Origin of the sequence: Paenibacillus sp. FSL H8-0048, from assembly GCF_038002825.1 — a bacterium.
GTDB lineage: Bacteria > Bacillota > Bacilli > Paenibacillales > Paenibacillaceae > Paenibacillus_AQ.
Map to the genome: position 1 here is coordinate 3527101 of NZ_JBBODF010000001.1, position 18999 is coordinate 3546099.

Sequence of the window (18999 nt, forward strand, 5' to 3'; positions counted from 1 at the left end):
CTGTCCCGAAAGGTTGCAATCACGCATCAGCAAGTGGACAAAATCCAACTACTCTCTCACTTCACAAACAAACATTTAACCCCACGCAATAGCGAAAAAGACAGATCGGTCAGGATACCGATGGCCGTCCACCGTACCACGCCAGAAAAGCCTCCGCCACTGCCTCGCCCGCCGCACCGTTCGGATGCGGGTCGAACTCGTCGCTCATGTATTCCGGCTTAATTCTATGGTCAGCGGGAGCCGCAACAGAGAGCACGGTGGCCATGTCGAATACACGGTCCACTCCGGCCGGAGGGCTCGTACGAATGCAATCATTGACTTTGCGCCAATGGGCTTCCCGCTCCCCCTCGAAATTGAAAGGTGGCACCGTACTGAGAATTATCGCTGCCTCCGGCTGTGCTTCCTTGATGCTGGAGATAATGTGTGCGAGGTCCCCCAGCAGTTCATCTGCCGAGCGCTGGCCGATATCCAGATCATTCACGCCCAGCACGATCAGCACTTCATCCCCCTGCTGCGCCTTATGCAGCCAGGGACCGTCTGTGGCGACATCGTAAGCCCGGCCCCAGCCGGAGCCGATGTTCCACAGTCCGAACTGTGTGCCCAGCCCCTCTGCAATTCTTGCCGCCCAGTATGTGTATTGATTCTTGGCCGTCCGTACGCCCTGCGTGATGGAATCACCCAGGAATACCAGCTTCCTCGTTACGTCCTTCTTGTAGCCCAGGAAGCTTGGAAGCACCTGGAGCTTATCCGATACGCTGAATCCGGCCGCCGACTCTTGAGCAGCCAGATGGCCCGGTGCATCATAGCCGGAGACCAGCATTCCCTCTACATTGTAGGGGAAGGACTTGCCTGCGTCAGCCGTCTTCAAGGTCCAGGTGAAGGCCAGCATATGGCCCTCCGGCAGCTCCAGAAGCGCCTCGTCGCTCCAGAACTGCTCGCCCGGCTCCACACACCGCGACCGTTCGCCGCTGAAGGTAACCGGCACCTGTGAGCCCGGCACAATGCTGCCATCCGGTGCGGCGCCGCCATCGGCGACATATGCCGCTTCGACGCTCCACTCGCCCCCCGGTTCACTGGCTACGGCATCCGCGCCCAGATCCCAGGTCGAATCCACCGCGTTGCTGTACCAGAACTTCAGAGTCAGCCTGCCATTCTCCCGCAGCCGGATATAGGTGCGGTACGTATGGATGAACGCCTCCGGCGCGTTCATAATGTAGTTGGCGGCTGTAGACAACGCGGTGGCCGAGGTGAACTCCGGCTGGCTCAGCACTCCGCTTGAATTGTTCTCACTATTGTTCATAGTCATCGACTCCTTCTTTATTCTGATGTTGCTTCTCTGGCTGATGGGTGGGGGTAGGGCGGCTGGTGCTGTACAGAAACTTAACTCGACACTAACTTGACCCAACTTTGACACGACTTCGACCCGACTGGCCCAACTTCTGTCTGGCTTCCTCCCGGCTGTAGCTCGCCTTTGACCAAGCTTTGCCCCGGCTCCTGCCCGACTTATGTTGCATTATCTGCAACACTGATGCCTGTGAAACCCACTATTTTAGTACAATGTTGCACAAAATGCAGCAATTTCGCCACTTGTTCGCTCTGAGAAGCTGAAATGCTGCATTTTTGACAACAATTCGCTATAGCCCTGCTCCTACTGAGGGGAATGTTGCACTTCTTGCAGCATTTAGCCCATTGTACGCCATAGCGACCAACAATCCCCCCAACGCCGCCAATCCCCAAAAAGCTCCCCGACCCAGGAGACGAATGTCCCCTGTCATCAGAGAGCCTGGTTACTTAAAGGCACAGCCAAAGGCTAAGCCAGTGTTAGAGTGTGTTCATTCAGTCTTGCGGATGTCCTACTTCAGCTTAATCGTGAACGTTACGGACTTCTCGCCCGCGCCCGCGCCCGCGCCCACGCTCACTGTTGTCTCATCCACCTGCTCCGCACCTTCCACGGAGGCGATAGCGCCGAGGTCCTTCACCGCGAAGGTGAAGGCTTTGCCGCTGCCTTCAGCAGTTACTTTTACAGTGCTGCCGCTGCGTACAGCTTCAACCTTCAGCTCAGGAGCGCCGTGGATATCGCGCACAGTCGCCGCCGCAGACTTGCCGTCCTCCAGGGAGTACAAGCCGAACTTCACGCCATCGGCAAAATCATAATCCGGACGGCTGTCCTCACTGCCCACAGCCAGCAGAGTGTTCGGCCGCACGAACAGCGGCAGGCTGAAGAAGTCATGCTTCTCCTTGCGCCATGCTCCGCCCTGGACGGTCTCACCGTTCAACAGATGTGTCCAGCGTCCGGCCGGCAGGTAGTACTTCACTTCGCCGTTCTCCTGGAAGATCGGAGCGACCAGCAGGGAATCGCCCAGCATGTACTGGCGGTCCAGCACCTCACAGGTCGGATCTTCCGGGAACTCCATCACCATCGCACGCATTGAAGCCCAGCCCTGCTCATGCGCCTGTCCGGCGACATCATACAGGTACGGCATCAGGCTGCACTTGAGCTTGGTGAAGAAGCGGGTAACGTCAACAGCTTCGTCGTCGTACGCCCAAGGCACACGGTACGAGGTGCTGCCGTGCAGGCGGCTGTGGCTGGAGAGCAGGCCGAAGGCCAGCCAGCGCTTGAACACATGCGCCGGAGCGGTGTTCTCGAATCCGCCGATGTCATGGCTCCAGAAGCCGAAGCCGGACAATCCGAGCGACAGGCCGCCACGCAGGCTCTCTGCCATCGATTCATAGTCAGCGTAGCAATCGCCGCCCCAGTGAACCGGGAACTGCTGCCCGCCGGCGGTGGCGGAGCGTGCGAAGACGGCAGCTTCATTTTTGCCGAGCTTCTCTTCCAATACCTCGAACACTACCTTGTTATATAACTGGGTGTAATAGTTATGCATCTTGTAAGGGTCGGAGCCGTCAAAGTATACTACATCGGTCGGAATCCGTTCGCCGAAGTCCGTCTTGAAGCTGTCTACGCCCATGTCCACCAGGTCACGCAGGTAACCGGCATACCATTCACAAGCCGCAGGGTTCGTGAAGTCGACCAGGCCCATGCCCGCTTGCCAGAGGTCGGTCTGGTAGACGTCGCCGTTGGCTTTTTTGAGCAGGTAACCGTTCTTGCGGCCTTCTTCAAACAGCGGGGAGCGCTGTCCGATATAAGAGTTGATCCAGACGCAAATCTTCAGTCCCTTGTCGTGCAGGCGCTTCAGCATCCCCACCGGGTCCGGAAACACACGGGAATCCCACTGGAAATCCGTCCATTGATACTCGCGCATCCAGAAGCAGTCGAAGTGGAACACATGCAGCGGCAGATCGCGCTCTGCCATCCCTTCCACGAAGGAGTTCACCGTAGCTTCATCGTAATCTGTAGTGAACGAAGTCGTCAGCCACAGGCCGAAGGTCCAGGCTGGTGGCAGCGCAGGCTTGCCGGTCAGGGAGGTGTATTTAGTAATGACCTCTTTAATCGTCGGCCCTTCAATCACGAAGTATTCCAGGCTCTCGCCCGCTACGCTGAACTGGGCCTTCTTCACCTTCTCAGACGCAATCTCATACGACACCAGCTCCGGCTGGTTCACGAAGACGCCGTAGCCCTTGCTCGTCACATAGAACGGAACGTTCTTGTACGCCTGCTCGGAGCTTGTACCGCCGTCTTTGTTCCACAGATCGACCACCTGGCCGTTTTTGACAAAAGCCGTAAAGCGCTCGCCCAGACCATACACGAATTCACCGACGCCTAAGTCCAGCTCCTCACGCATGAAGGTGTTGCCGTCCTGATCCGTGATATAGGCCATCGATTTGTAACCGCTGCCGGTAATGCGCTCGTCGCCGCGGTAGAAGTCCACAGACCAGTGAGTCCCCTTGTTGATGACCACGCGGAGTCCGCCGCTGATCAGCACCGTCTGCTCTTCACTCTCTTCCACCTGAACATGATCGCCCGTTCCCTCCGTCAGCTCGAACGAAGGTCCGCGCGGAATCACGCCGTCGTTATGAATAATTTTGACGCCTACCACACCCGGAAGCGGGGAATGGAATTTCACCGTCAGCAGCGTCGAGTTGAGTGTCGCCGAACGTCCCGTGATGGGGGTCGTCTGCGTGATGGCGGTTAGGCCTTCCTCCGTTTTCTCTACTACATAGTTCTGCACTGCACCATTGATTGTAATGCCGTCACGAACCAGCCATAAGCCGTCTGTAAATTTCATATGTGCACTTGCCACCCTTCGATTTGGTGTATATAGTTGCATTATACCGATAATAAAATCTCAAAACTAATAATATATAGCTTATTTATAACACTATTCTGACGTCATCTTACAAGGAGGCCCCTAATGGACCGCACCTCGCAGCGCTTGCTCAAAGAAGACCGCGAACACGGGGATGTCATGTTCCCCCTGGCTGCCTACTGGATCGACCTTCCCGCCGGAGCGCATGTCCTGGACACCCACTGGCATGAGGAAGCCGAGTTCTTCCTGCTGCTGGAAGGCGAGATTCTGTTTCAGGTGGACAGCGACTATTTCACGCTTCGTCCCGGTGAGGCTGTGTTCATTGAATCCGGCGATATCCACGCCGCTCACGCGCTTACGGAGACCCCCTGCCGCTTCTGCGCCCTTGTCTTCCACCCCGACCTGCTGGCCAGCGCGCAATATGATACCATCCAGCAGAGCGTCATTCTGCCGCTTCAGGAGAAACGCCAGAGCTTTCCGCGTCACCTCACCCCTTCTGTTCCCTGGCAGGCGGAGCTGCTGCTGCATCTGAACCGCATGATGAACGCGTATGCTCAACAAATGCCCGGATTCGAAGCTTTTATGAAGGGAACCCTGCTAATTATGCTCTCACAGATTGCGCCGCCGGGACGTTCGGTGAACCACAGCCCCTCGGAGGGAGCGGATAACACGAAGGCAGACCGGCTGAAGAAGATCATTGTCTATATCCAGGACAACTACCAGGAGCCGATCCGCACCCGGGACCTGTCGGGGCTGATTCCGATGAGCGAGGGGCAATTCTGCCGGTTTTTCAAAAGCATGACCCGCAAGACGCCCGTCGATTACATCAACTCCTACCGGGTCCGCCAGGCCGCAGCCCTGCTGAAGCAGGGGGACCGCAAAATCTCAGATATTGCCATGGATGTCGGCTTCGACAACGTCAGCTACTTCATCAAAGTGTTCCGCAAAGTCATGAACTGCTCGCCCTCAGAATTCCGCAAGGACGCCAGTCCCTTCGCCGGGCAGAATCAGCTTTATCCGTAGGCTGAACCCCGCTACCTTTCTTTTTCCTGCTTACGGTTGCCCGGATACGTTTAAGTTAGGGTATGGATGACCACGGCACTGCCGCTTCAGCGGTGGCTTAGTGGCCCATTCGGGTGGACATGCCGTTCCCCACTAATCTACTTACAGGAGGCAGATATTCATGAATCAACATGTTACCTTGCCAATTGAGGTACAGGACTTCTACAATGCAGTGAACCAATACCAGCCCGACGCTCTGATCGAATTGTTCGCTCCCGGCGCTACCGTGAAGGATAACGGGAAGTCGGCCGAAGGCACAGAAGCCATTGCAGCTTGGGGAGAATCCGAACTATTCTCTGCCAAGGTCCGCTTTACTATTATGGAAATTGAAGAAGTTCAGGGCCGCATTGCAGTGACAGCCGAAATGGAGGGGGAGTTCAACAAGAACCGCGTTCCCGCCCCGCAGCAGTTCACCCATGAATTCAAGGTACACGGCGGCAAAATCAGCGAGCTGATCATCACGCTAAAATAAGCTTTGAATGAAGCAAAAAAAGAAATCGTTCCTTCGGAAGATTGGGCTGCCGCCCAGCCCTTTCAAAGGAGCGATTTCTTTGGTATGGGACAATCCTCCGGGAAGGCAAAGGACAGCCGGAATTGTCCGCCGTCCAGCGCAGCCTCAAGGCTGCCTCCCTGCCTCTCTACCAGCTGCTTCACAATGGCGAGGCCCAGGCCGAGCTGGCCGCTTGACCGCGAAGGGTCACTGGTGTAGGTCCGTTCGAACAGCCTGGGCAGATCTGCCCTGCGGATGTACTCCGTTTCATTGGCGAACACAATCCTAACCCGGTGCTCTTCCGTATACAGCGAAATGGTCAAGCCATTCTTGCCGTAACGCAGCACATTCTGCAGCACATTGGAGAAGATGCGGATCATGGCTTTTTCATCCAGGGGAATTGCCTTGACGTTCTCATCCAGATGAAGCTGCACCTCGATGCCCTTCTGCTCAAAGTCGGGATGAAACGCCAGGATCACTTCGCTCAGCAGACTGTAGAGATAGATCGGCTGACTGTCCAAAGGAGAGTCCCCCGAATCCATACTGGATAATTCATAGAACGCTTCTACAATATTATTCATGACTGACATCTTATGCATGATAATCTCCATATATTGCTGCCGCTCGGCCTCGGGGACAAGGGGATCTTTCAGCAGAGAGGCATATCCCTGCATAGACGTAAGCGGAGTCCGGAGATCATGGGACAGATTGGTGATCTCTTCCTTCACGGCGTGCTCTCTCGACCGGTGGATCACCCGCTCCTTCTGGCGCTGGTCCAGCAGCCGGTTAATGCCCACTACCAACTGCTCGATTTCCTTGCCCGGCAGGGGCAGCTTGACGTGAAGATGCTGCTGGGAGGACGACTCCGCATCCGCCAGTTGCCGCCGCACTTGGATAATGCTCTGCCGTTGCAGCAGATACACAAGGAGTATACATACAGCAGACAGAGCGGCAATGATGGCTATAGCAAGATACATATGTCTTCCCTCCTTATCTGCACCTGTCAGAACTCTTCTTTCCTGAACAGATACAATCCCAATACATAAAAGAACACCGTAAACACCATTCCTGTAATCCACGGCTCCCAGACCGTATAGGTTCCTACATCGTAGGCATTGAACAGATAATAAGCCGGACTATGGCTGTGGAGCCAGGCCGCCCAGACATACTTGCCTTTGAAAGCCCCCAGAATCATGTAGGGCAGAAAATAAATCAGCAGAAACACGGTAGTTACCTGGGCATTCTTATTCAACACAGCGGTGAGACAGAAGTAGGTGGTTACGCCGGCAATCATCACAGGCAGCATACCTAGCAGCATCTGACAGTATTCAGTAAGCGCATATTCATAGCTGCGGAAAAGCAGGTTCGTACCAAGCAGGACCGAGATCCCGACCAGAACAAGCGCGAACAGCAGGAAGCCGGCCAGCGTAACCAGCAGCTTGGCGGTGTAGATTGAGCGTCTGCTGAAGCCGTAGGCAACGGTATTCTTGAGTACATGCTTGTGATCGCCCATCAGGATTCCGGTGAAAATAGTCAGCAAGGCGAATACCACCGGCATCATTGCCAGCACATTACGGTAGAAGAAGCGCTCATTTCCATAGGGGAAACCCGGATCAGAATGATGGAAGACAGCGAGCGTCACCGCGGCACCGGCCATTAACACCGCACAGAGCAGCCCGTAATAATAATAGTTCTTGGTGCGGACCCAGCGGTACTGCTCACTTTTCATCAGATTAAGCATGGCGCTCACCTCCCAGCAGACCCAGGTAATATTCTTCCAGATCCCCGCCAGTGGCTGCAATGGAGAACACGCTGACGCCCTGGGCATGAAGCACCCGGTTGAGCTGATCGGTCTTATCCATACCGCCGGAGAGCAGAATCCGGTGTCCCGGCAGAATCCGGTACGGGATGCCCGGGAAATGCTTTTCCAGGGCCGTAGAGGCCTTGCCGCTGTCATCCACCACGATCTCGACACCTTTCCGGGTTTTGTGCAGCAGCTCTTCTGCCGTCAACTGCTCCACAATCCGCCCCTGGTCCATGAAAATATAACGGGTAGCCACACTCTGCAACTCAGACAATACGTGGCTGGAGATGAGAATTGTGACCTTCTTCTCGTCATTCAGGGTCTGCAGGAGCTGGCGGATCTCCGCCTTCCCCTCCGGATCAAGGCCATTGGTTGGTTCATCCAGAATCAGCAGCTCGGGGCGGGTTATCAGCGCAAGCGCGAGTCCCAGCCGCTGCTTCATGCCAAGGGAGAAGGCTTTGAATTTCTTGTTCGCGGCATGAAGCAGATTGACATCCTTGAGCGCCTGCTCAATGCACTCCTTACCGGCCAGCCCCCTCTGCTGGCGGAAATATTCCAGGTTCTGCCTGGCAGTGAAATCCGGGAAAAAAGCCGGCTCTTCAATCATCGCACCAATTCTCCGGCGCCCCTTCCGCAGACCGGCGTCATCCTGGTGTCCGTAGAGTGCAATCGTGCCAGCCGACGGAAACACCTGCTCTGTGATACATTTGAACAGCGTGGTTTTGCCTGCGCCATTTTTACCGATCAGTGCAACGATATCCCCCGACTCAATCTGCAGGTTAATATCCCGGAGCGCGTAAGCTTCCTGATAGGTTTTATTAAGCGCCTTAATCTCCAATATACAATGCATCATCGTTAAGACTCCCTTGCCGTTTGATAATTTCATTGTATAAAGAACACTCTTAATAAGCTTTAAGCAAAGTCTTAAGAAAGTATAAAGACCTCCTCTTACACCAGCTTGAACCCGATGCCCCAAATCGTGCGGATATACTCCTCTTCGGTGATGGCGGCAAATTTGGCCCGCAGATTGCTGATATGTACGTTAATGGTATTATCGTCCCCAAGGTAAGTTCCCTGCCAGATTTGGCGGTACAGCTCGCTTTTGGAGAAAATGTGCTCAGGCCTCGACAGAAGCACCGCCAGCAGCTCAAATTCGTATTTGGTTAGAGTCAGCACCTGGCCATCCAGCGTAACCTCCCGCCGCTGCTTGTCCATGACCAGCCCGCGCACCTTGAATATCTCGCCTTCAGGACCTGCGGCAGGTGCATATTGCAGCCGGCGGAGCTGCGCGTACACTCTGGCCATCACCTCTTCCTGGTCAAAGGGCTTGGTGATGTAGTCGTCCGCTCCCAGACGCAGCAGACTCACCTTGTCCTCAAGCGTGCTTTTGGCGGAGATCACAATAATGGGTACTGTAGACTGCTCACGGATCTGTGCAATCAGCGATTCGCCTGTCATTCCCGGCAGCATCAGATCCATCAGGATCAATTGGTAGTCTTCCAGCGACATTCTAAGGGAGGCTTCGCTCCCTGAGAAGGCAGGCACAGCCGTCAGGCCTTCCCCCGTCAGCATACGGCATAGCAGGCGGTTAATATCAGCATCGTCTTCTACTACAAGCACGCTGAGCTTCGCATTGTTCACTTCAGCCTGCCTCCTTACGGATCACGATGAAGCAGGTGCTTTCCGGCAAGCCTACCTGCGCTCCGCTCTCATCCATGATCTCAACTCTGCTCTCCAGCGCCTCCGTGTACCCCTCCTGCAAGTAATGGCGGAAGACCTCTATCTTGGCCCGGTCCCCCAGCGTCTGCTCAATGAACGCTCTGTACTGCGACGGGGTGAAGTAGCCGAACTGCTCCTGCACCTCATGGATGTAGGCTTCCTCGCCCCAGGTGTAAGTATAGAGGAATTCCATCGCATCATTCACCGGCATCAGAACCTCCTGTTCGCCAAGCTGTTCATAACGGATTGTCCGTCCGGCAAAATCCTTCGCGTACCGCTCCAGCCACGCCATGCCGTCCGCCTCCAGAAACCGTACCCGGCGCTGCTGCTCTTCCGGCTCGCTCATAATACCGTCGCGGATAATAATCGTCCCGCCATCTGCCAGTACATCGAAGGCACTGGTCAGCGCTGCCGCCACCGTGCCGTGATTGAACTTCCGGCCGTCCAGCGGCACATAAGAATACAGCTCATGCAGAATCGATGAGAAAATCACCGTGTCCACCGTGCCCGGTTCCACGTAATCCTTCAGGTTCAGGGCATCGCCCTGGAGCACCTCCCAGCGGCGGTCCTCCCGCTGCTTGCGCTGCCGCAGCGCTTCAATCACATTGCTTGAGATATCAATCCCCACAGGCACGGCCTCCGGCATCCGCTCCTCAATCAGATCAAGCAGCACCCCGCCGCCGGGGCCGATGTCCAGCACCTTCCGTCCGGTAACGTAGTCCAGAATCACTGCCTTATAATCAGCCGTATCATTCATCTGGCTTAAATACGTGTCCTCGTTGTGGAAGCGGTCGAAGGCGTCCCGCCGCAGATCGAACAGGTCGAACAGCAGCAGGACCGCCCGCTCATACAGCGCCGACTTCTCGGCCTCCATACAGAACTCAATCAGCTTCTCCGCCGCCGCCGAGAACTCGAACTGGAAGAATAGCGTATCCGGCAGATGCTCCTTGCCCCGCAGCCGATGCGTTAGATGCGGGTTGCTGCCGGGAGGCTTCACGCCGCTGTAGATCTCCTCCCAGCCCAGCTCCGAGAGATACTTCTCGATAATCCGTTTCTTATAGACATTGATCTTCTTGCTGCCCTTATAGTCATAATGAATACTGTTCATGACCGCCTCGAAGCTCAGATGGCTCAGATGGCTTAGCTGCAGCGGGCCGCTGCGGGCTACCAGACTCATGACCTTCAGGAACTGCTCCAGCGAGAAGGTCTGGAGTGCCGATTCCACATACCAGAAGGTGGCAGGCTGCAGCGGCTCCAGCTTAGCAGGGAGGAAGCCCTTCTGCACCAGCCCGTCCCACTCTGACTCATAATCCTCGCCTTGGGCAATGGACCCGGCGCGCATTCTCCGCAGACGCTCCTTCATCGGGACCTCAGGCTGCAGATTCCCTGAAGCAATTACAGCAATCAGCTCCATGACCTGCAGGCGGACCTCCTGCCACAGCTCCGGGGACACGGCAGCAATGATGCAGTGATTCAGCGCGAATAGCAGCCGCTCCAGCTCCTCTGCGGTCAACAGTCCATGCTCCACCAGCGCGGATAATGGAAGATTGACGGAAGGCGGAACCTCGCCGCGGATTTGCTGCCCAATCAGCCCATGAGTCTCAATCAGCGTATGTATCACCCGTCTCTTCTCCGCAGAGCCTGCCTCGTTCTGCTTCAACCCTTCCGCATACCGGCGGTACAACTCCGCGGAGCCGATGTTATGAACGAAGATATTTATGCCCTCTTCCTGCCAGCTCCGCCGCTGACGGAGAGTCCCGCCCTTGGCCGTCTCGGACCAGATCAGCGTCTCCTCGGCCAGCTCCTTGATCCAATAAGACAGCGGCAGGCTGTCCAGCACCCGCAGACTCCGCTCGACATAATCCAGTACCGGATTCTGCTGCGCAAGCGATTGCAGCGACTCCACCCGCTCCAGATTCACAATTGTTTGCTCTGCCTGCACGATATACTCCAGCCATATATGGCCTTCTCCGGCAGGCCACCTTCCTTCACGATATGCCTCTATAGCCCGTAATGATTTCAGCATTTGCATGCCTCCCTATGTAATAGCAATCTATATACAATAGCCCATGTGCTTCAGGTTTGAATCAGAAGCTCTGCCGAATCGAACAAACCGCAAGCTTCTGGGTAGAAGCCTGCGGCGGCGTAAGCTCTTATTCAATTGTATCAGATAGTTGGCCGGGAATCAGATCCCCCTCATTTCACGCCTGCCATGAATTCTCTGTAATCCTTGGCAATCTCTTTGGACAGCGTATGGTGCAGATAATGACCGCCTTCGAGCGGCACCAGCTTACCGTACACGGAATCCTTCACCTGTTCTTCATGCAGCTGCATCCAGCCCTCAACATCGGTATTATTCGACTGTACGAAGAGCAGCAGCGGAAGCTCTTTGGGGAAGGTCAGTGCCTGGGCTGCTATGAAATTCTCCTTGAAATGCTTGCTCTCATTCACGACAGTGTCATTGTTTGAGTTCTTTCTGGCGATCATAATCATCTGCTGCTTGGTGTGTTCGTCGAACGAAAGCCCGGCATAAGGGTCTCCGCCTATCTTTTGGAACAATCTTACGATACCGGATTTCTCGAGGAACTTAAGCGTACCGATCGGCATTTCATCGTCCAAGCCCCCTTGATTGGGCACACTGGTGTCGATTCCTACAAAAGCCTGCACTTCATCCTTATACTTGTTCACATAGTCCAGCCCGTAGATTCCGGCGATGGAATGCCCCATGAGCGTGTATCGCTTGATTCCAAGCTGCTGCAGCGCTTCATGAATCTCACTGACGATATTGTCCGAGGTCCGTTCCTTATCTGTCCGGTCACTTAAGCCATAGCCGAACGGCTCCACCACGACTACTTTGTAGTTAGGGGACAGCTCGTCTACCAGTGGTTTGAAATCAAGTGCCGGTGCCCCAGTACCATACCCCGTCAGCAGCACCACGGTCTCCTCACCCGATCCCTGGATGAGTACATTCATCTTCTTGCCATCGACTGGCACAAGCTGTCCATACTGATCGATCTTCTTCAGCTCCGATTTGCTGCTGATGATATTGACCACAAATACTACGGCAAAAAACAATACAATCACAATCAGCAATGCCGCAATAGACTTAAGCAGGATTCTGAGTCCTTTTTTCATTATACAATCACCTGTCCTTATAAATGGAATGTGCTGCCTTGTTGAAGAGCTAAGGATAGTATATATAATGAAAATGTACTCCTCGTGACGGTAATATGAACGGAGGATGAATTGGTTCAATAATCTATTCTGCCGGTGTATTCAGCGGCAGGGTCACGATGAAGCTTGTGCCTGCGCCAAGCTCACTCTCAACCCGGATATCTCCTTGGTGAAGCAGCACGATCTGCTTCACGATCGCCAGTCCCATCCCGCTGCCGTTATACTTGTTGCTGTGGGAGCGGTCCGCCTTGAAGAAGCGTTCGAAGATCCGCTTCTGGTCCTCGGGGGCGATCCCGATGCCGGTATCGGATACACGAACGGTCACACTTTTATTATCTTGCTTCGTATGGACAGTTATTACTCCCCCATCCCCGGAGAACTTGATGCTGTTGCCCAGCAGGTTCGTCCATACCTGGTTCAACAGATCGTAATCCGCCGTCAGCGTGGCAGCCGTCAGCTCCAGATCGAAGTTGATGCGGCGGGCGGACCATTGCGGCTGAAGGGCAACAATTACGCGCCGGAGCTGTTCATCCAGGCTGAAGGTGGTGAACCGGAGCTGCTGGGACTGCGATTCAAGCAGACTCAGCTTGAGCAGGCTATCGCTCATCTTGGACATCCGCTCGGCCTCCCCGATGATGATATCGAGATAGCGGTTACGCTCGCTCTCAGGGATGTTCATCTGCTTCAGCGCCAGGGCATAGCCGGAGATGGAGGTCAGCGGCGACTGCACCTCATGGGATACATTCGACACGAAGTCACGGCGCATCTGCTCCAGCTGCTGCAGATCATGTGTCATCTCCTCGAAGCTGCGCGCGAGGGCACCCAGCTCTCCCTTCTGCTTGATATTCAGCTTCACGTTGAAGTCCCCGGCTGCGATCTTGCGTGTCGCGTTGGTCAGCTTCTTGATCGGCCGGACCAGGAACATGGCCGCTACCAGGATTATTAGACTCCCGGAGACCAGCGAATACACCACGAAATTCACCAGCCATTTCAGCACAAAGTCGGCAGACGGGGGACCGACAGGCTCTACGAACAATGCTTTTTTTCCCGTATCCGTAGTTAATTGCACTCCCAGCAGGCTGACGGAGATGCCTGTCGGATTGACCTGCACGATCCCGCCTGCCAGCACCTGCTGCACCTGCGCTTCAGTCACAGTCTCCAGCTTCAGTCCTTCTGGCCCGCCGTAAGACTGAACCCCGCCGTTCGCATCATAAATCCGCACATGGTAGGTCTCAAGCTGCTTCATGCTGCTTACGAACTTGTCGGCTTCCGTCAGCGGGAAGGTGTCATAGATCTGTACGACATCTTGTGCGAAGCGCTGCAATTGAACCTGCAGATTCTCATTCAATTCGTCTTTATATATCCAAATCGCCAGATTGAAGGAGATCACTGTCCCCCCGATCACGGAGACCAGGAAGATCAGGACCACCCGGGTATAGAGAGATTTGATCATTCAGTAACCTCAAGCCGGTAGCCCAGACCGCGGACAGTCTCGATCCGAAAATCCGGCGAAGCCGCAAACCGTTCACGCAGACGCTTGATATGTACATCTATCGTCCGGTCATCCCCGGCGTAATCGATCCCCCAGATCTGGTCGATCAGCTGCTCGCGGGTATAGACCTGTCCCGGTGTTCCGGCCAGCTTGTACAGCAGCTCGAACTCCTTCAGCGGCAGGGACAGCGCTTCTGTACCGTTCATTACCTTGTAGGTCTGCCGGTCCAGCGTTACCTCTCCGATACGGATCGTATGCGACTTGCCGATTCCCGAGCGTTTCAGCAAGGCTCTGACGCGGACTGTCAGCTCCAGCGGATCGAAGGGCTTGGTCAGATAATCATCGGTTCCCAGCTCGAAGCCCTTCACCTTCTCCCAGGTCTCCCCCTTTGCCGTCAGCATTAACAGCGGCAGCTCCGGGTCCGCTCTGCGGAGCTCCTTGCATAGCGCCCAGCCGTCCATCACCGGCATCATAATATCCAGGATGACCAGATCCACATGCGTTCTGGCATAGACCGAGAGCGCCTCTTGGCCGTCTGCCGCTTCAGCGGTATCGAATCCGTCATTGCGCAGAAATAGGCAGACAAGCTCGCGGATATTCGCATCGTCGTCTGCAACAAGTATAGTAGGCATCTATTCCCTCTTTTCGTATGATCCGGCCTTATAAATATTTCTATCTTTCCTCTAGCATCACCCTGCTGCTTAGCCGGTATGCACCATTACCAGCATCCACTCCGGCCTGGCGCTCCGGCTAGGTCCCGAAGCGCTGCCGGTAGCCGCATTTGCGGCACAACTCCTCAACAGCTTCCCGCCGCGAGAAGCCGTAGAACAGATTATTCGCCCGTTCCCCCTCGACAATCTCGGAGAACGGCTGCTCATGAATATTGCCAAGGTTGATCACCCCTTCGCCATCCAGACAGCACGGCACAACAGTGCCGTCTACCAGGACCGCAGCCTGGCTGCGCAGCGCATGGCAGAAGCCCTTTCCGTCATCCTCCGGCTCATGCAGCGCCGGCCATCTGAACTCGTGGTCCTGGTTCAGGTACACGCGCGGGGCAATCTTCACGCCGCTTCCGGGAACCACTTTCTCCTCAATCCTATAGTCGAGGCCAAAAGCCTCCTCCAGCAGGGCCAGCGTCTCCCGGTTGCGTTCCTTCTCCAGATTCGTCCGGTTGTCCTCCGTCAGATTCCAGAGCCGGAACGAGACAATAACGCCCTGAGCTGAGATCTCCCGGACGAACTGGATGATCTCTGTGAGATAACCTTCGCGGTTCTCCGAGCCTGCATGGCCGTCGAAGCTGTGCAGCGAGAAGTTCATCTGCCGCAGCGCCGGCTTGCCAAGCAGCTTCGGCCCTGCCTTACGGATCAAAGTACCGTTGGTCGTAATATTGACCTTGAAGCCCTTGGCATGCGCGGCATCCAGCAGCTCGCCCAGCTTCGGATGCAGCAGCGGTTCGCCTTTGACATGCAGATAGATATGATTGCTGTACGGTTTGATCTCATCAAGAATGGTAACAAACGTCTCCAGCTTCATGAAATTCTTCTGCCGCTCCGTGGGCGGACAGAAGCTGCAGGCCAGGTTGCAGACGCTTGTGATCTCGATGTATACCTTTTTGAACGTCTTCAAGTTCCGCTCCCCATTTCAATATATATTGCAGGCCAGACTGCCCGTTATGCTAGAGATCCGAAGTGTAACGAAGGCCGATCTGGGCTCTCGCCTCTTCCATCAGCTCTGCTACCGCGAGGGAATTGGCATGGCTGTTGGTCGCGCTCTCCCGCTGCCCGCTCTTCAGCAGATGAATGAACTCCTCAACCTCATAGTACATTGCCTCATACACCTGCGGGAGCGTAAGCTCCTCGACGGTTCCGTCGCGGTAGTGGATTTTGACCTGATAGGGCTGGTTAATCTTGTCGATAACCATTGTTGCGTTCTCTCCCTGAATCTCGGCAGGCAGGTAGGAGTCCGCAATCTTGGAATGCATAATGACCGCCCCCATGTCGGGGTAGCGCATCACCATGCTGCCTTCGCCGTCCACACCCGAAGCGAGCATCAGGCCTGCCGCCTTCACTGTATCCGGCTTGCCGAACAAGACCACCATCGGATACAGGCAGTAGATGCCCAGATCCATCAGAGAGCCGTTGGAATATCGAGGATTGAATGCGTTCAGCACCGTCCCCTGGCGGTAAGCATCATACCTCGATGAGTATTGACAATAACCTGCGAAGTAGCGCCGGACTTGACCCAGCTTATATAAATTATCCCGGATCACGCCAAAATTCGGCATGAACGTGGATTTCATGGCTTCCATGAACAGCACATCATTGCGGCGCGCCGCTTCGATCATCGTCTTCAGCTCACGGCTGTTGGAGGCCGCCGGCTTCTCACAGAGGACATGCTTGCCGTGATTCAGACAGATCAATGAATGCTCCGCATGCATCGAGTTGGGGCTGGCGATATAGACCGCGTCCACCTCTGCACTTGATACCATCGCCTCCAGATCCGTATAGATCGAAGCCCCGGCATACTTGGCGGCAAAAGCCTGTCCCTTCTCCTCTGTGCGGGAATACACGGCCGTAAGCAGAAACTCCTCATTCTCAAGTCCCGCCTGCACAAAGCGGTCTGTAATCCAGTTAGTCCCTACAACCCCGAAACGAATAGTCATGAATGATCCCGTCCTTTTTTAAAATATAAAAATTTATATGCATCACGTTATACATTATCCTTCTATTTCCCGCCGAAACGGTACCATCCTTTAAAAGGATAGCAAAGCTTTTTCCACTTGAAATGTCAGCTATAACTGCTATTTTCTCATTCCATGATAGGTATGTCCACTTATATACCGTAATTTCCGACAAATTCCGCTAGATTTCGCTTGTGAAAAAAAGCACCTGAGCATCCGCACAGAATTCCCTTCATTTGTCCAACGCCTCTCGGAGCATGAGGCCATTCATTCAGCCATTGCCTTCTATGGGCTATGCATTAACCCCAGGCAGAATCATACCCCGCAGTGGAGCCGTTCAACTCAAATCTAGCCTTGCATTAACTCCCATTGAGCCATTCTACTCCAACCTAGCCTTGCATTAACTCCCACTGAGCCATTCTACTCCAACCTAGCCTTATATTTCCCACAAATTAGCCAGCAATTGTACTTCGTACAATAGAATCCGGTGTAAAGCTCCCATTTTTCTATTCTGCTGTATTTCGTACAACAGAATTTGTAATTTGAGCCTGTAACAGGCCTTCCCCCATAAATCTGCTGTATCAAATACAATAGAATCTTTTTTAGAGGTGTTTCGGGGACTTTCTATTGCACATAATGCAATCACCGACTGGTGGAAGCAGGTTCGCGCACCAGGCAGTTAGGCAATTAGGCAATTAGCACACTGGTAAGCAATTAGTTAACGCCCTTCTCACAAATCCACCTCTGATCCGCTACTAGCGAACAATGCGCGCACTAACCAGTGTCCCTACAATACGAGCTACTAGCGAACAACACTCCCACACTATCCAGTGTCCCACAATACCAGCCACACCAAACAGCCCCCACCATCCCGGCGGGGGCTGTCTTCAACCTGCGCGTGGCCCACTGGACACGCGCACTATTTTAACCGTAAAAAGCCACAAGCTGGCGCACAATCTCCGCCTTATCATGATCGACCACGACCTGATGCTGCGGCTGCTCGAACAGCGCTGCGATCTGAGCCGGGAACTCCTGCTTGATGCCGGTCAAGGCAATCGCCTCATCGAACTTGGCCGGATGCGCTGTAGCGTAAGCAATGCTTACCTCATCCGGGGCACTGAACTTCTCGTACGCGGCTACGCCACAAGCCGTATGCGGGTCGAGCAGATAGCCGGATTCCTGCTGATACTTGCTGATAATCTCCAGACACTGCGCGTTCTTCACGCCCAGCGCCGAGAAGTCCGCCTGCACCCGGGCCAGCAGCTCGCCATCCACCTTAATTACGCCCTCGCTCTGCAGGGCTGCCATGTACCCGGACAGCTTCTCTGCATCCTCATCCAGCAGATAATACAGATAGCGTTCGAAGTTGCTCGCCACCTGGATATCCATCGACGGGCTGTAGGTGCCTGTGAAGCTGCCCGGCTTGTATTCACCGGTAACCACGAACCGTTCAAGAATGTTGTTCTCGTTGGTGGCAATGATCAGCTTGTGGATCGGCAGACCCATCCGCTGCGCCAGGAAGCCTGAGAAAATATTGCCGAAGTTACCCGAAGGCACGCTGATATTGACCTTCTGCTGATCGCTTCCCGGAAGCTGCAGATAAGCATGGAAATAATAGACCGTCTGCGCCAGAATGCGCACGAAGTTGATGGAATTAATCGCCCGCAGGTGATACCGTCCCTTGAAGTCGAGGTCGGCGAACAGCTCCTTGATAATCTTCTGGCAGTCGTCGAAATTGCCCTCTACAGACAGGTTCAGCACGTTGCTGTCATCTACGGTGGTCATTTGCAGCTCCTGCACCTTGCTGACCTTGCCATGGGGATGAAGGATGCAGATCTTGATGCCTTCCTTGCCGCGCACTCCTTGAATCGCAGCCGCTCCGGTATCGCCGGAGGTAGCCCCCAGAATATGGATGATCTCTCCGCGCACCTTGGCAATATAAGAATACAGCTCGCCCATGAACTGCAGCGCCACATCCTTGAAGGCAAACGTCGGCCCATGGAACAGCTCCAGCACATATAGAGAATCGTTCACCTTGTGCAGCGGCGTGACTTCCGGAGCCCGGAAGCTGCCATAGCTGGTGTAGACCATTGAGCGCAGATCGTCATAAGGAATTTCGTCATTGGTATAGTAGGAGAAAATCTCAAGGAACAGCTCCTGAAAGCTCAGGCTTCTCCATTCCTCCAGCTTCTCCGGGGAAATCACCGGAATCTCAGCCGGCACCATGAGTCCGCCGTCATCCGCCAGCCCCATCAGAACTGTATCAATAAAGCCTCTGGCCGCTACCTTGCCTCTTGTGCTTATATACTCCATACCCGTCTCATCCTCCTGAACCCCTCTTTATTTACTGTACATAGTACCACGTTTACG

15 protein-coding genes are annotated in these 18999 nt (G+C 54.6%); 2 read left to right on the plus strand and 13 right to left on the minus strand.

All coding sequences use genetic code 11. The features are described 5' to 3' along the window. Positions 1-109 precede the first annotated feature (109 nt). A complete protein-coding gene (locus NSU18_RS14920) occupies positions 110-1300 on the minus strand; it encodes an SGNH/GDSL hydrolase family protein (protein ID WP_341149395.1) in 1191 nt (396 codons plus the stop codon). 553 nt (positions 1301-1853) lie between these two features. Next, positions 1854-4187 carry an alpha-xylosidase gene (yicI, locus tag NSU18_RS14925; protein ID WP_341018790.1) on the minus strand — a complete coding sequence of 778 codons (2334 nt, stop codon included), beginning with the start codon at positions 4185-4187 and terminating at the stop codon, positions 1854-1856. Between the two features lie 126 nt (positions 4188-4313). Between yicI and NSU18_RS14930 the strand changes: the two genes are divergently transcribed. Continuing rightward, on the plus strand, positions 4314-5231 hold the full coding sequence (locus NSU18_RS14930) for a helix-turn-helix transcriptional regulator (RefSeq protein WP_341149396.1): 918 nt from the start codon (positions 4314-4316) through the stop codon (positions 5229-5231). A 160-nt stretch (positions 5232-5391) separates the two neighbouring features. Continuing rightward, the gene (locus tag NSU18_RS14935; RefSeq protein WP_341018786.1) at positions 5392-5742 is read left to right on the plus strand and encodes a nuclear transport factor 2 family protein; all 351 of its coding nucleotides are present in this window, start codon (positions 5392-5394) and stop codon (positions 5740-5742) included. 62 nt (positions 5743-5804) lie between these two features. Here the strand turns inward: NSU18_RS14935 and NSU18_RS14940 are convergent, their stop codons facing one another. From NSU18_RS14940 to thrC, 11 genes are all read right to left on the minus strand, one after another. Then, entirely contained in the window at positions 5805-6737 is a 933-nt protein-coding gene (locus NSU18_RS14940) for a sensor histidine kinase (RefSeq protein ID WP_341018784.1), read from the minus strand. A 26-nt stretch (positions 6738-6763) separates the two neighbouring features. Further along, positions 6764-7501, minus strand: a complete 738-nt coding sequence (locus NSU18_RS14945) for an ABC transporter permease (protein WP_341018783.1) — start codon at positions 7499-7501, stop codon at positions 6764-6766. Further along, positions 7494-8417, minus strand: a complete 924-nt coding sequence (locus NSU18_RS14950) for an ABC transporter ATP-binding protein (RefSeq protein ID WP_341149397.1) — start codon at positions 8415-8417, stop codon at positions 7494-7496. Before NSU18_RS14950 ends, NSU18_RS14945 begins: the two co-directional genes overlap by 8 nt. Before the next feature lie 95 nt (positions 8418-8512). Further along, positions 8513-9205, minus strand: coding sequence for a response regulator transcription factor (locus NSU18_RS14955; protein WP_341018778.1), 693 nt, complete (start codon positions 9203-9205; stop codon positions 8513-8515). A 1-nt stretch (position 9206) separates the two neighbouring features. Further along, positions 9207-11309 (minus strand): class I SAM-dependent methyltransferase, encoded by a 2103-nt coding sequence (locus NSU18_RS14960; RefSeq protein ID WP_341149398.1) that lies wholly within the window; start codon positions 11307-11309, stop codon positions 9207-9209. Positions 11310-11479: 170 nt separating this feature from the next. Next, entirely contained in the window at positions 11480-12418 is a 939-nt protein-coding gene (locus NSU18_RS14965) for an alpha/beta fold hydrolase (protein ID WP_341149399.1), read from the minus strand. A gap of 124 nt (positions 12419-12542) precedes the next feature. Then, positions 12543-13910: a sensor histidine kinase gene (locus tag NSU18_RS14970; protein WP_341018772.1), complete on the minus strand. Its 1368-nt coding sequence runs from the start codon at positions 13908-13910 to the stop codon at positions 12543-12545. Next, complete coding sequence (locus tag NSU18_RS14975; protein ID WP_341018771.1) at positions 13907-14581, minus strand: response regulator transcription factor; 675 nt, start codon at positions 14579-14581, stop codon at positions 13907-13909. The genes NSU18_RS14970 and NSU18_RS14975 overlap by 4 nt, the downstream gene beginning before the upstream one ends. 118 nt (positions 14582-14699) lie before the next feature. Then, on the minus strand, positions 14700-15575 hold the full coding sequence (locus NSU18_RS14980; protein WP_341018770.1) for a radical SAM/SPASM domain-containing protein: 876 nt from the start codon (positions 15573-15575) through the stop codon (positions 14700-14702). A 49-nt stretch (positions 15576-15624) separates the two neighbouring features. Next, positions 15625-16611 carry a Gfo/Idh/MocA family protein gene (locus NSU18_RS14985; protein ID WP_341018769.1) on the minus strand — a complete coding sequence of 329 codons (987 nt, stop codon included), beginning with the start codon at positions 16609-16611 and terminating at the stop codon, positions 15625-15627. A 942-nt stretch (positions 16612-17553) separates the two neighbouring features. Continuing rightward, entirely contained in the window at positions 17554-18942 is a 1389-nt protein-coding gene (gene thrC / locus NSU18_RS14990) for a threonine synthase (protein ID WP_341149400.1), read from the minus strand. Positions 18943-18999 lie beyond the last annotated feature (57 nt).